Origin of the sequence: Limosilactobacillus panis (assembly GCF_019797825.1) — a bacterium.
Classification (GTDB): domain Bacteria; phylum Bacillota; class Bacilli; order Lactobacillales; family Lactobacillaceae; genus Limosilactobacillus; species Limosilactobacillus panis_A.
The window spans coordinates 1,151,721-1,165,044 of record NZ_CP081855.1 but is presented as its reverse complement, the minus strand read 5'-3'; the positions used below and the strand labels follow the sequence as shown (position 1 = coordinate 1,165,044).

Below are 13,324 nucleotides of genomic sequence, written 5' to 3'. Positions count from 1 at the left end.
CAGCGTTTTTGTTAGATTATAAGCAATTCATGGAAAGTGATGGTGATGGACTTGCTAGAATTTGTTGACCATTTTTTTAATGCCTTTGGTGCGACAATCGTTGTGCCAATAATGATTTTTATTATCGCTCTACTTTTAAGGTTGCCTTTTAAAAGGGCCCTCCTTTCCGGTATTTACGCTGGGGTCGGTTTAACCGGATTTTCTTGGATTATTGGAATGTTCACGCCCGTTGTTACGAAAATAATTCATCAAATGGTTAATAACTCAGAAATTAAGTTACCAGTGGTAGATATCGGCTGGCAAGCTGGTGCACTGGCTAGTTTTGGTTCATCGGTGGGCCTTTCCTTCTTTGTTTTTGGCTTAATCGCCGAATTTATCCTGTTTGCTGTAGGGGTCACGAAGGTCTTCATGCCTTCCAACTTATGGAATAACTTTGGCTTCATGATTTGGGGGACATTAGCGTACTATGTTACTGATAACTACTGGTTATCAATCGGCCTTTCATTCTTTATTTTGCTATATACCTTGCTCCTTGCCGAAGTTCAAGCAGATTGTTGGTCTTCATATTACAAAATTAATAATGCAACAGTTTGCGCCGCGCAAAATATTGTCCAAACTATTCCTGCAATCATCTTGGATCCGCTTTGGAATATATTAAAATTGAACCGGATTAAGTCAACACCGCAACACCTGCAACAGCGGCTGGGGCTTTTAGGGGAGCCAACTTCATTGGGAGCCCTCCTTGGCTTACTTATTGGTATTTTAGCTAATTTACCCCGTCTTGCTAGCTATACTGCTTGGGGACAGATTTTGAGGTTTGCCATTCAATTATCTGCCGTGATGACTATTTTCCCCCTTGTGACCGACGTTTTTGCACAAGCCTTTAAACCGTTAGCTGAAAGTATCGATCAACAACGGCTCAAAAGGGAAAATGATGAAAAAGGAAGTGCTGATCCAGTCGATGATCGTAAACGGTGGTTTTTAGCAGTTGATGACGGTGTCGGTTATGGCGAACCGGCAACGATTATCGCCGGAGTGATCCTAATTCCAATTATGGTCGCCATTGCCTTTATTTTGCCCGGTAATAGGTCCCTCCCGGTTGTCGACTTAATTGCGCTACCGTTCATGATTGAATCAATTGTTGCGATTACTAATGGTAACATTTTAAAAGTAATTGCCAACGGAATTGTCTGGTTCAGTATCGGCCTATACTGTTCTAGTTGGCTTGGTCATATTTACACCGGTGCGATTACTCATTATGGCGCTGCTATCCCTGCTGGAATAGTTTTAGTAACTAGTTTTAATTTGATGGCACGGCCACTTAACGCCCTCGTGTTTGCGGCCTTTATTTCGCGAAATCCAATTTGGATCGCTCTGTGTATTGTCATTTATTTAGTACTCTTATTTGCTCTGCGGCGTTATCGCCCACAAGTTTGGCGGTATTTACGAAAACGGGCGGCCCTTAATGGGGGAACGAAAAATTAAATAAATAATTACCCTGAAATTAGTACAATAGTGCGAAAGATTAAAGTAATTTTCTTTAGTCTTCCGCACTATTTATTATGGGTAAAGGATTTGTAACCAGCATTAATAAATTGGTTAAGCATTTTAACCTCATGATACCATTCATCATCCTTAGTAAAATGATGACGCTTATTAATGGCAAATGAACCATGAAGAAAATATAAAAACAGGGTCTTTGCGTCTTTGTTACCAAGACCAGTACGTTTCATAATTTGCGGAACCATTCGTCCACCTTCATAATTAGCAATTCGTCCAATGATGTATTCACTAAGGTCGGGATCCATGAGTAACGAGCGGTACTGTGGTGAGTCAGCGATTCGCTGGCAGGTAGGTAGCAGAGATTCATTTTTCTTCAAAAAATCAACTGTTATATTACTAGCTAATGTAAGATTGCTATTAGGGTGATCCGAAATCATTAACGCGTCGTCAAGGACGCTATTTAGGAGCACAGACAAATTATTAAAGTGAAGGTAAAAAGTCGACCGGGTAATTCCCGCTTTTCGACATATTTGTGCGACAGAGAGCTGGGAATAGTTATGATTGTTGATTAGATTAAGAAACGCTTTTTTAATAACCTGGATAGTATACAGTGTCCGTCGATCTGTTTTACGAATAGTCATTATTAACTCTCTTACAATTTCAATAATGTGTCATGAAGAAAACAAGTTTGACAAAAGTGTGCTTAACTTATTGTTAAATTTCTTTTAGCCTTGATTAACACGCTTTGTTAGTAGCTAATCTATTTTCAAAATGGAAGCTAGGGGAAATAGTGACATGAAGCAAGACCATTGATTACGGTCAATCGCCGGCCTGTACCATGTCAACGATTTGCCTATGCTACTGGTAACGGGCGCCGGGAAATTTATTTTCTCAGTCATGTTCATAAAGCTAGTTTTGATAACGATTCCAGTAGTCAGCCAGATATTTACTGGTTAGGCTTTGCGGATTAGCAATTAACTTCTCCGGTGCTTCAGCAGCGACGATTTTTCCACCGTTCTTACCACCACGAGGGCCGAGGTCAAGAACATAATCAGCATTGACGACCAGGTTAAGGTCGTGAGTGATTGCCACGACGGTTGCTCCGCGATCAATCAGCTGTTGGATAACGCCCACCAGCGTCTTAACATCGAGGGGATGGAGCCCAATGGTGGGTTCATCAAAGACGAAAAGGGTCGTTGCCTGGTTGTGATTTAGATGTTTAACCAGTTTTAATCGCTGGGCTTCACCACCAGACAAACTGGGAGTACTTTCACCCAGGTGGAGGTAGTCTAAGCCAACCTCTTGGAGCAACTTTAACTCCCGCTCAATCTTTGGAACGTCCTTGAAAACAGGTAGGGCTTGACGGACATCTAACTTTAGAAGGTCCACGATAGAATAATTGTGCCATTTAACTGCTTGAACCGCTTTATTATAGCGATCACCGTTGCAGACAGGGCAGACTTGTTGCATATCGGGGAGAAATTGAATGTCAAGGGTAACAATCCCCGCACCACCACAATTGGGGCAAGCCCCCTGCTTATTGTTATATGAAAAGTAACTGGGGGTAAAGTGCTTTTCCTTTGCCAGTGGCTGGGCGGCAAAAAGCTTTCGTAAGTTGTCCATAATACTGGTGTAGGTGGCAACGGTTGACCGTTGTGTCTTACCAATTGGAGCGGCGTCAACACTGACGACCTCTTTTAGTGGTGATTTCAGTTTGCGGACCTGTTGGGGAAGCTTACCCCCAGTAGCCTGAGCTTTGATTGCGGGAACCAGGCTATCTAGAATCAGACTTGTCTTTCCTGCCCCGGAGAAACCAGTAATCGCACTTAAGCGGTTGATTGGCAGGCTGACGTGAACATCTTTTAGGTTGTAATAGTTGGCAACTTCAAAATCAATTTGCTTTTGTGCTGGTTGGTCATCGGGTCTCCGGGCCATTAGCTTAGCTGTTCCGTTTAGGTAAGGGCCAATCTTTGAATGCGGGTTTGCGGTGACTTCTTTTGGTGTCCCCTGGGCAATCACTTGGCCACCCTCATCGCCGGAACCTGGGCCAATTTCAATAATCCAGTCGGCATTCTTGATGATGTCAACATTGTGGTCAACGACGACAAGCGAATTTCCTTGATTGACTAATTCTTTGAAAACATTTAAGAGCCCACTGATGTTATCTGGGTGGAGCCCAATTGAGGGCTCATCAAGGATGTAAAGGACCCCTGTTGTTTGGGTGCGCAGTGTCCGGGCTAACTGAATCCGCTGCAGTTCACCAGTCGACAGAGTATTGCCATTTCGTGAGAGAGTTAAGTAATCAAGTCCCAACTCAAGCAGGGGGCGGAGGTTATCGTCAAATTCTTTAAACAGACTGCCGGCCATTTTGTTCATGGCGCTTGGCAGTTCATCTAAGACCTTTTTCTTCCAGGCCTTTAAATCACCAAGGGTGAGGTTGGTGACTTCTGCAATATTTAGGTTGCCAGCCAGTTGTTTGAGAAGTTCGGGTCGTAGTCTTGTTCCATGACAGACAGGGCAGGTTGAGTAGTGGAAAAACTCGCTAATCCTTTTCTGGGCCCGCTCACTCTTGCTGGACTTGGCAGAGGCTAAAACGGCAGCGTGAGCATTTTCATAGAGAGCGTTAAAGTCATGGAAAACGCGCCCGGTTCCGGACCGAAAGTCCATTTTAAACTTTTGTTGGGGACCGTTTAAGACAAAGTCCTTCTCCTTAGCAGTCAGGTCCTTGTAAGGAACGTGAATCCGGACACCCGCCTGTTCAGCAACACTCGGCATGAAGTTTCGGCCAGGTAGGTGCCAGGAAGCAACGGCACCATCAGCCAGACTAAGGTTTTCGTCACCAATTAATTTATTATCGTCAATTTCTCGCACCTGACCGGTTCCCTGGCAACGAGCACAAGCCCCATCCGAATTAAAGGCGAAGTCTTCAGCACTAAAGGCCTGGAACTTGGCGCCACACTTTGGACAGGTTAGCTGACCCATACTATTGTCGGAACGACTCATCGCTTCGGCAATCTTCAGACTCGGCTTGAGGCGGTGACCATTAGGACAGACGGGTGAACCGAGGCGGGAAAAAATCAGACGAATAACGTTAAAAATCTCACTCATCGTCCCAACCGTTGCTCGTTCAGATGGGATGCTTGGGCGCTGCCTAAGGGCCAGGGCAGAAGGAATGTGTTTGACACTGGTAACCTCCGCCTGGGCTCCTAACTTGATTCGCCGCCGGGTGTAAGTTGAGAGGGCCTCCAGGTAGCGGCGGGATCCTTCTTCATATAAAATTCCCATTGCCAGTGAACTCTTGCCTGAGCCGGATAAACCCGAGATAGCAACGAACTTGTGTAAGGGGATGTCAACGTCGATGTTTTTTAAGTTATGGACCTTGGCACCACGAACTTCAATTTTGGTTGGTAAGTCATTCACACTTAAGACTCCTTCATTAATAATTACTATTTCTAGGTTACCAAACAATAAACGGGAGCGGCAAATCCGTTCCCGTTATTTTTATTTATGGTATTTTTGGCTAAGAAAGGAAAACATATCCTGGGGTAAGTGACCAGTAATCCGTTGAAAGTCATCCGTGGTTTTATCCATCAACCCCCTTGCTGCTGCCGCGTACATCGAAGCCAATTCATCCCCGTCCCCTTCGAATCGGTAGATATCAGCAAATTCCCTAATAGAAACTGGTGAGTAACCGATTGGCTGGCCAGTAACCTTAGTCATAATCGTACTTAGTTCGACCATGTTATAGTTCTGCTTCATCGTCAGTAAGTAGTTTTGTCCGTGATCGCGGAGGTAGTCTTTGACGGCCACATGGGCAATTGCCGTGGCGCTGTTCTGACGAGAAATGAAGGACATTGCCTGGTCACCGACCGGGTAGATGACATTTTGCCGTTGAATGAGTTCTGGTAAGTAGGGAACCAGTGGGTCGGCATACAAAGCGTTTTTGATGACTGCATAGCCAAAAGGTGAGCTGGCCAGGCGGGCTGGCAGGTAGGCATAGTAACCCGCCATCTGGAAGGGATTATTAAACTGATCAGCGATGAAACTAACATCAACAATGTTCTTGACTCCGACGGTCTTCATCGCTGTCAGGGTGTTCTCAAATTCATTGATTCGGTCCTGGACATCGTAAGTCAGACTTGGAATATAGATGAGGACATCAACTCCCTGAAAAGCACTGACCATAGTAGAAGTGTCCGTATAATTAATCGCCGCTAGCTGGTAGCCAGCATTCTTCAGGCCAGCTGCCTTAGCCGGGGTGTGGACACCTAGGCGAATCGCATCCTTGGGCACTAACTTGCTTAGTTCCGCTACGACCTTACTGCCGAGGTGACCGGTTGCACCCGTAATAAAGTATTGCATTATTAATTTACTTCCTTTCCTTGGTAGCCTCTTTTTGGGCCTGTTTTACGAGAATCGAATCGATAACGTCTGCGAGCTTGAATTGAACGAGCTTAGCTTCCGCCGCAACCTCTGCCTGGTGGTAGTAATCAGCCAGGGTGGCTTGAATGTTACCACCAACGATGCACTCTGGCGCCGTTTTTTCGTCAATTGTGAAGAGGTGGCGCTTGGGACCCTCGACCGCCAGAAAAATATCGTATAAGGATATTTGATCAAGTGGGCGGGCAATCTGAGGGTCGGCAGAACCATGGACGGTTTTAAGTAACCCCGCCTTCCTGAGGGCACTCATCAAGCGGCGGACAACGACCGGTGATGTTTTGACACTTCCCGCAATATTTTCACTAGTTAGCGGTAACTTACCCTTGCATATCGAAATGAAGGCTAAGATATGAATGCTATCGCTAAAACGCGTTGAGATTCGCATGTCTATCCATCCTTTCACTTATTATTGTAACTATATTAGTTACATATGTCCAGGGGCAACACCGCCAATTTCGTACACGTATCAATTGACTTTACATATCCACCCGTACTATATTATTCCCAGCAGCTTAAATTGCCGGAGCTTTTATAGTTACTATAGGAGGCTGAATACCAATGTTGAAGAAAGCAAAATGGTTAGTGATTATTCTTGCAATCATAGTGGTTACAAATTTTGTACCATTAACCGTTAGGGCGAACAGCCGGACACCAATTGTTGTGGGTTCGAAAAGTTTTGCTGAGAGTAAGACCGTCAGTGAAATATACGCGCTGGCCCTCGAACAGGTGGGATACAAGGTGATTCGTAAACCTAATATCGCTAATTCCGTGGTCTACAGGGTGGTTAAGACCGGACAGGTAGACGTCTATCCCGAATATACTGGGACGATTGTTGAGACTTACCTGAAAAAGAATGGCTCCGGTTTAACGGCCCAGCAGATGGCGCGTATTGCCCGCAAAGGGGTACAAAAAGATGGCCTCGTAACCTTTAAATATGCCCCGGGAGACGACCGACAAGGAATCGGAATGCGGAGTAGTGTGGCCAAAAAGTACCACATTAAAACAATTAGTGATCTGCAAAAAAACGCGGCGAAGATTCGTTTTGTTTCGCAGGGAGAGTTTGATAAGCGGGCTGACGCACTTCCAGGAATGAATAAGAAATACGGTAAGTTTAACTTCAAATCACTGCGGGACTACGATGACAGCCTCAAGTACACCATCATGGCGGAAGGAAAGGGTGATGCGGCTCCGGTCTCGACCACTGAGGGTCAGCTCGCTACTAGTAAATATGTACTGTTAAAGGACGATAAGAGTTTGTGGCCACCTTATAACCTTGTTCCGCTGGCAAACAAAAAGTCTGCAAAAGAACACCCCAAGATGGCGGCGGCCCTTGACCGGGTTGACGCTAAGTTGACCACCAAGCAGCTGATTAACCTAAACAAGCAGGTAATGGTTCAGGGAAAGAACTACCGGATGGTCGCCTTGAACTGGTACAAGCAGAATATGCGGTAGAGGAGAGAAAGATGATGACGTCAATTATGCATTATTTTCAAAATGATGGTGGCCAGTACCTACAATATGTCTGGGAGCACCTTTATTTGAGTTTCATCTCGTTAGCGATCTCAATGGCGATTGCACTTCCTCTTGGCTACCTTGGTTCACGAATTCGGTCACTTGCCGCTGTTTGTACAGCCTTTACCCAGGCACTGCGCATCATTCCGAGCTTGGCCTTACTATTTCTCCTGATTCCCTTTATTGGGACGGGGATGCTGCCGGCAACCATTGCCTTGGTTGCCCTAGCCCTGCCACCGTTACTTATTAACACAATTCTGGGATTCAATGAAGTTAGCCCCCTGTATAAGGAAGTTGGTACCGCACTGGGGATGGATCAGCGCCAATTACGCCGGCAGGTTGAGATCCCCCTGGCACTTCCTTATATCCTAAACGGAGTTAAGCTGGCCCTTGTTGAAATCATCGCCAGTGCGACCCTTGCTACTTATATCGGGGCCGGTGGCCTTGGTACGCTAATCTTTACCGGATTGGGTCTCTACAATATGACGTATGTGGTGATTGGTGGAGTCAGTGTTGCTCTCTTGTCCCTGCTTTCGATGGTGAGTTTTGACCTGGTGATTAGGAGGATGAAGAAGAATGTCTAAGGCAGCAATTCAATTTAAAAACGTGCAAAAGAAATTTGGAAGCCGAACAGTCATTTCTGGCCTTAGCTTTACGATCAACGCGGGGGAATTGGTTACCATCCTGGGTTCGTCCGGCTCGGGGAAAACGACCACGCTGAAGATGGTTAATGGTCTGCTGAAGGCGGATGAAGGCCAGATTCTGGTCGATGGTAAACGGTTGGCTGACCAGGATATTGTCCGTCTTCGTCGTCATATTGGCTACGTTGTGCAACAGGTGGGCCTCTTTCCCCACATGACGGTTGCGGAAAACATCGCAGTGGTACCAAAGATGCTCCACTGGAACGGCAAGCAGATCAAGGAACGTGTCAATGAATTGCTTCAGCTGGTCCAGCTGAACCCCGCCGATTACGCGGGTCGCTACCCGTGTCAGCTCTCCGGCGGACAGCAGCAGCGGGTCGGGGTTGCTCGAGCACTAGCTGTCAATCCTCCGTACGTCCTGTTTGATGAACCATTCGGGGCCCTCGATGCCTTGACCCGGATGGAACTCCAGAAGGAAATCAAGCAGATTCACCAGCAACTCGGTGATAAGACTTTTCTGTTCGTCACCCACGACATTAACGAGGCGCTCTTCTTGGGCCAACGGGTAATGGTTATGCATGAAGGGCAAGTTGAACAGTTTGCCACACCATCGGAGGTAGTTAATCATCCAGCCACTGCTTTCGTTCGCGACCTGCTAGGGACAGTTCAACAAAACAAGAAATTGTGGGGTGGTTATCATGATTGAATATTGGCGGGAAAACTACCCAATTATGCTGATTGAAATGGGGCAGCATGCCGAGATGGTCTTTGCAGCCCTGGCAATCGCCATTACGGTTACGATTATCTTAGTGCTCGTCTTCCTTCACCGGCGGAACTGGCTAAACGGCTTGGTCTACTTCTTTTCCTTGCTATATTCGGTACCGAGCTTTGCGTTATTTGCTCTCCTTCTTCCGGTCACCGGCTTGGGAATGCGGACTGCAATCGTTGTTTTAGCTGTCTATTGTGAGTATGTCTTACTGCGGAGCTTCATTACTGGAATCCAGGAAGTAAACCCCGCGATGGTTGAAGTTGCCCGGGGAATGGGGATGACTAACCGCCAAGTCTTTATGAAGGTTCAGTTACCGTTGGCAGTACCTGCAATTTTCTCCGGCATCCAAGTGGCGCTTGCTTCCGCAATGGGAATTGCTACGATTGCGACTACCATTAATGCGGGCGGCCTCGGCGAACTTCTTTTTGAAGGATTACAGACCCAAAAAGTTACCCCAATCCTCTGGGGAACAGTATTAACAATCGTCTTAACGCTGACCAGTGCCGGAATCTTAAGGCTTGTTGAATGGGCTTTTGACCACCGCTGGCGCCGTGTGCTCACTGCCAAGAAGGCGTAATTATGAAAGCTGTAGTAATTAAAGAAGCTGGTGGGCCTGAAAAACTAATTTACCAAGATGTTCCCATGCCAAAAGTTAAGCCAGGGTGGACCCTGATAAAGGTTAAGGGTTTTGGTGTTAACCATTCAGAAATCTTTACACGAAAGGGCCTGTCGCTAACAGTCAAGTTTCCCCGGATCTTAGGGATCAAATGTGTGGGGGGTGGTTGCTAAGACAAGTACCCCGGACCGACTGCCAATTGGGCAAAAGGTCGTTTCCATCATGGGGGAGATGGGACGGGCGTTTGACGGCTCATATGCCGAATACACGTTGTTACCCAATGACCAAGTTTACCCGGTTGAAACCAGCCTTGACTGGACGACTTTGGCAACAATTCCCGAAAGCTATTACACCGCCTTTGGGTCACTTTTGAATCTGCAAATAAAGTCCGGCGAACACGTGCTGGTCCGGGGTGGTTCAAGTGGCGTTGGTGTTGCTTTTGTGAACCTCGTCAAAACTTTAGTCCCAGGCGTTCACTTAACGGGCACAACCAGGTCATTGAAGACCAGCAGGGTCACCTGGCAGGAAGGATAAGTTTGATAAGGTTCTGGAACTAATCGGTCCGGCGACGGTTAAGGATAGCTTTACCCACCTCAATGCGGGCGGAATCGTTTGTAGCACTGGCGAGCTCGGCAACCAGTGGTACCTACCACAATTTGACCCCATCATGGACATTGCACCAAATAGCTACCTGACGAGTTTTTACTCGGGAAACGTTGACGAAGCGAAACTAAATGACCTACTAGGAGTGATTGAAAAATACCATGTCCCAGTAAAGCCGAATCGGGTGTTCAGACTTGACCAAGTTGAGGATGCCCACCGCTACTTAGAAGGGCACCATAGTTTCGGCAAGGTTGTTGTAAGAATATAGGTTTAGCGGCGGAATCCGCTTTTTTTATTTGGGTAAAAAACGGTATAATGCATGCAGAGAATGTTGCAAAGGGGAATTAACGATGAAATTTATTTCATGGAACATTGATTCAATCAACGCGGCGCTGACCGGCACCTCGACCCGCGCCGGCGAAACCCGGGAGGTGCTGCAAAAGATCTATGAGCTTAAGCCAGATGTGCTCGCTATCCAGGAGACCAAGCTCTCCAAAAACGGCCCCACCAAGAAACACTACCAAGCTCTGGATAAGATGTTTCCAGGTTATCAGGTAGCCTGGCGAAGTTCCGTCGAGCCAGCACGGAAGGGCTATGCGGGAACAATGTACCTTTACCTGGATAAGTACAGTCCGCAGGTTACCTACCCACAGATCGGTGCACCGGAACCAATGGATGATGAGGGCCGGATCATTACGCTGGAGTTTTCGAACTTTTTCGTTACCGAAGTCTACACGCCAAATTCTGGTAATGGTCTGAAACGACTAGCAGAACGCCAAATCTGGGATGACCACTACCGGGAATATCTTGAAAAGCTTGATAAGCAAAAGCCAGTAATTGCTAGTGGCGACTTCAACGTGGCCCACGAAGAAATTGACCTGGCCCATCCCGCTAATAACCACCATTCTGCCGGCTTCACCGATGAAGAACGGGAACATTTCACGAAACTACTGGATGCCGGCTTTACGGATAGTTTCCGCTACCTTCATCCGGACGAGAAGGGAGCTTACTCATGGTGGGCCCAACGGGTAATCACCAGCAAGCAAAACAACTCCGGCTGGAGAATTGACTACTGGCTAGTCAGTGATCGCCTTGCTGATAAGCTACAATCTTCCACGATGGTTGACAGTGGCAAGCGTCGGGACCACACCCCAATTATGCTTGATATTGACTTATAATAAAATCCCATTATTCAGCGTCGATGCTGAATAATGGGATTTTATTATTATGCTGGTATTTCTTTATTGGAACGCGTGCGTTTAATCATCTTTTTAACAAGGACGTAGAGGGCAATCACGATTACAATCGCAACCACGGCACCAATCAAACGTTTGTTATCACCCTTAAAGAGGGCATCCCCACCAAAGGCGTAGATGAAAGAAGTCGGCGCCATTCCCACGGCTACCATTGCCAGGTAATGCCAGCGGTTGATATTGAGACGGGCCCCCGCGTAGTTGACCAGGACACTCGGAATGACGGGGAACATGAAGCCAATCGTAAGCCCAATGAGGGGTGACGCTGGTTCATCAGCGAATTCAGCAGCTTGGACTTCTTGGTACGCCTGGAGAGGTCAATCTTCCGAATGACTGCCATGACACCGCAGTTACCAATGATGTTCCCCAGCCAGTTGATGATGAAACCAATGGCTGGCCCATAGCAAAGGCCAACAAAAATGCAGACAAAGGAATTTGACATCCCGGGAATTGCGTTAAAAGTGGCAATCAACGCCAGGAGTAAAAGCATGTCCTTAATTCCGTGGCTCCGAATCATGTGAAGTAAAATTAGTTTGTTGTGGTGGCTCATGTGGAGAAGCAGAGTTAACTCGGGCCGGTAATCACGGTAAATAAAGTAGAGCAGAATTAGTGAAATGATAATCCCACCGGTAATTAATAGGGGCTTATTTATCTTTTTCATTTGTTTTCCTCCCGAGGAATGGTCAGACCCGCTTTTTTGAACAGGTCAGTGAGGGTATGGCGGAGCAAGGGGTCGTGGGCATAAATATATGTTCCGTAGACACCGCGCTTAAATAGAACATTCAGTGAATTCATAATCATCCGTTTCTCCAAGCTCGTGATTTCCTGGGGATCGGTTAAATCAGCTCGTTTCTTGAACGCTTCGCTGTCCGTGTACTTGTCAAGGTTGACCTGGAGCCGCTTGCTGGCAGGAACCTGACTGATTGGTGGCCCAATGATGATTCCCGTATAGTTAAGGTCAAAACCCTGGCAGGTGTAGATGGAGCCAACCTCGTCAATCGTCTGGGGGATCTCCGCCCAGGGCGTAACGGTATAATTATACTGGTCCCATGGCATCTTGAACCGTCCTTCACAGATATAGTGCTTTCCACCATCGAGGGTTGATGGGTACCCGGACGTGGAGAGAATTCGGGAGAGACCGACTTCACTGTTGCGGTGGACAATTGCCTGGCGCATTTTCTCCGCATCATCATATACCCGGAAATCATAGTGGTCACGGGCGTCGCGTGGAATGGGTGTTAACTCGCCTTTACCGGTAAAATGGTTAAACCAGGCAACGAGGTCGTCGCTAGCGGTCATCCGGAACATATGGTGAAGGTGGTACTCCTTAAAGGGATACTGGTGGGTAATTTTTTGCAACCTTTCTGGTGTCCACAGACTTTTCATCCGTAGAACCTGGTACTGGTCAAAGACGATGATCACCACTTTTGCCCGCTTGATGAGTTCAACCAACTGATTGTCATGATAAAAGTTATTGTAGTGGTCGGCCTTTGACAATAGGAGGTGGGCCTCGTCAACTACCGCAACGTCAATCGTCCTCCCGTGCTTATCTAATTGGTTAATCAATGAGGTGGGCCGGGCAAAGTCCTTCTTGTAGAGCTCCGGACGGCGGCCAGCAATTTCCCGGTAAACCTTCAAGATCTCCGGGTGATTGACCAAGAAGTAGTTGCTTGTCTGATAGAAAGGGGAGGATTTATCCTGTCGAGCAGCCGTTTGGATGCGGTCAAACAATTGTGATAAAACAACACTTTTCCCGGTCCCCGCATCACCGTAAACAGTGTATGTGGCTGGAAAGTTCTTTTTTAAATGATCACTGGTAAAGCTTAAAATGTCTTCTACCAGTTGTTCCTGTTCCCGAGTCAATTTTTTTAGCGGCGAGAGTTTCTCAACCGCAGCATTTTCAATTTCCCCCATAATCAAACCAAGTCCCTTTTTCAAAAAATCTTTACCTAATTATGGTATCTAAATCAGACTTGTTCGTCAATTT

11 protein-coding genes and 3 pseudogenes are annotated in these 13,324 nt (G+C 46.8%); 7 read left to right on the top strand and 7 right to left on the bottom strand.

Translation table 11 applies throughout. From position 1 onward, the window contains the following. Positions 1 to 45: 45 nt before the first annotated feature. Positions 46 to 1,485 (top strand): PTS transporter subunit IIC, encoded by a 1,440-nt coding sequence (locus KZE55_RS05595; protein WP_261313180.1) that lies wholly within the window; start codon positions 46 to 48, stop codon positions 1,483 to 1,485. A gap of 68 nt (positions 1,486 to 1,553) precedes the next feature. Here KZE55_RS05595 and KZE55_RS10435 read toward each other — a convergent pair whose 3' ends face one another. From KZE55_RS10435 to KZE55_RS05575, 5 genes and pseudogenes are all read right to left on the bottom strand, one after another. After that, on the bottom strand, positions 1,554 to 1,880 hold the full coding sequence (locus tag KZE55_RS10435) for a hypothetical protein (RefSeq protein ID WP_315853404.1): 327 nt from the start codon (positions 1,878 to 1,880) through the stop codon (positions 1,554 to 1,556). 111 nt (positions 1,881 to 1,991) lie between these two features. Next, positions 1,992 to 2,144 (bottom strand): annotated as a pseudogene (locus KZE55_RS10430) (TetR/AcrR family transcriptional regulator); the annotation flags it as partial. A gap of 268 nt (positions 2,145 to 2,412) precedes the next feature. After that, positions 2,413 to 4,923 carry an excinuclease ABC subunit UvrA gene (locus tag KZE55_RS05585; RefSeq protein WP_261313179.1) on the bottom strand — a complete coding sequence of 837 codons (2,511 nt, stop codon included), beginning with the start codon at positions 4,921 to 4,923 and terminating at the stop codon, positions 2,413 to 2,415. Positions 4,924 to 5,004: 81 nt separating this feature from the next. Continuing rightward, positions 5,005 to 5,865, bottom strand: a complete 861-nt coding sequence (locus KZE55_RS05580; protein WP_222257747.1) for an NmrA family NAD(P)-binding protein — start codon at positions 5,863 to 5,865, stop codon at positions 5,005 to 5,007. A 7-nt stretch (positions 5,866 to 5,872) separates the two neighbouring features. Further along, complete coding sequence (locus KZE55_RS05575) at positions 5,873 to 6,328, bottom strand: Rrf2 family transcriptional regulator (protein WP_222257746.1); 456 nt, start codon at positions 6,326 to 6,328, stop codon at positions 5,873 to 5,875. A gap of 173 nt (positions 6,329 to 6,501) precedes the next feature. Between KZE55_RS05575 and KZE55_RS05570 the strand changes: the two genes are divergently transcribed. The 6 genes and pseudogenes from KZE55_RS05570 to KZE55_RS05545 all read left to right on the top strand — a co-directional run bounded on the left by KZE55_RS05570 (position 6,502) and on the right by KZE55_RS05545 (position 11,262). Next, entirely contained in the window at positions 6,502 to 7,395 is an 894-nt protein-coding gene (locus KZE55_RS05570; RefSeq protein WP_222257745.1) for a glycine betaine ABC transporter substrate-binding protein, read from the top strand. Positions 7,396 to 7,406: 11 nt separating this feature from the next. Next, positions 7,407 to 8,039 carry an ABC transporter permease gene (locus KZE55_RS05565; protein WP_222257744.1) on the top strand — a complete coding sequence of 211 codons (633 nt, stop codon included), beginning with the start codon at positions 7,407 to 7,409 and terminating at the stop codon, positions 8,037 to 8,039. Next, positions 8,032 to 8,802, top strand: a complete 771-nt coding sequence (locus KZE55_RS05560; RefSeq protein WP_222257743.1) for an ABC transporter ATP-binding protein — start codon at positions 8,032 to 8,034, stop codon at positions 8,800 to 8,802. The genes KZE55_RS05565 and KZE55_RS05560 overlap by 8 nt, the downstream gene beginning before the upstream one ends. After that, entirely contained in the window at positions 8,795 to 9,442 is a 648-nt protein-coding gene (locus KZE55_RS05555) for an ABC transporter permease (protein ID WP_222257742.1), read from the top strand. The genes KZE55_RS05560 and KZE55_RS05555 overlap by 8 nt, the downstream gene beginning before the upstream one ends. A 2-nt stretch (positions 9,443 to 9,444) precedes the next feature. Then, positions 9,445 to 10,352 (top strand): annotated as a pseudogene (locus KZE55_RS05550) (zinc-binding dehydrogenase). 82 nt (positions 10,353 to 10,434) lie between these two features. Further along, positions 10,435 to 11,262, top strand: coding sequence for an exodeoxyribonuclease III (locus KZE55_RS05545; protein WP_222257741.1), 828 nt, complete (start codon positions 10,435 to 10,437; stop codon positions 11,260 to 11,262). A gap of 47 nt (positions 11,263 to 11,309) precedes the next feature. Here the strand turns inward: KZE55_RS05545 and KZE55_RS05540 are convergent. After that, positions 11,310 to 11,998, bottom strand: a pseudogene (locus tag KZE55_RS05540) (TVP38/TMEM64 family protein). Further along, positions 11,995 to 13,251 (bottom strand): DUF2075 domain-containing protein, encoded by a 1,257-nt coding sequence (locus KZE55_RS05535; protein ID WP_222257740.1) that lies wholly within the window; start codon positions 13,249 to 13,251, stop codon positions 11,995 to 11,997. Before KZE55_RS05535 ends, KZE55_RS05540 begins: the two are co-directional and overlap by 4 nt. Positions 13,252 to 13,324: the final 73 nt, after the last annotated feature.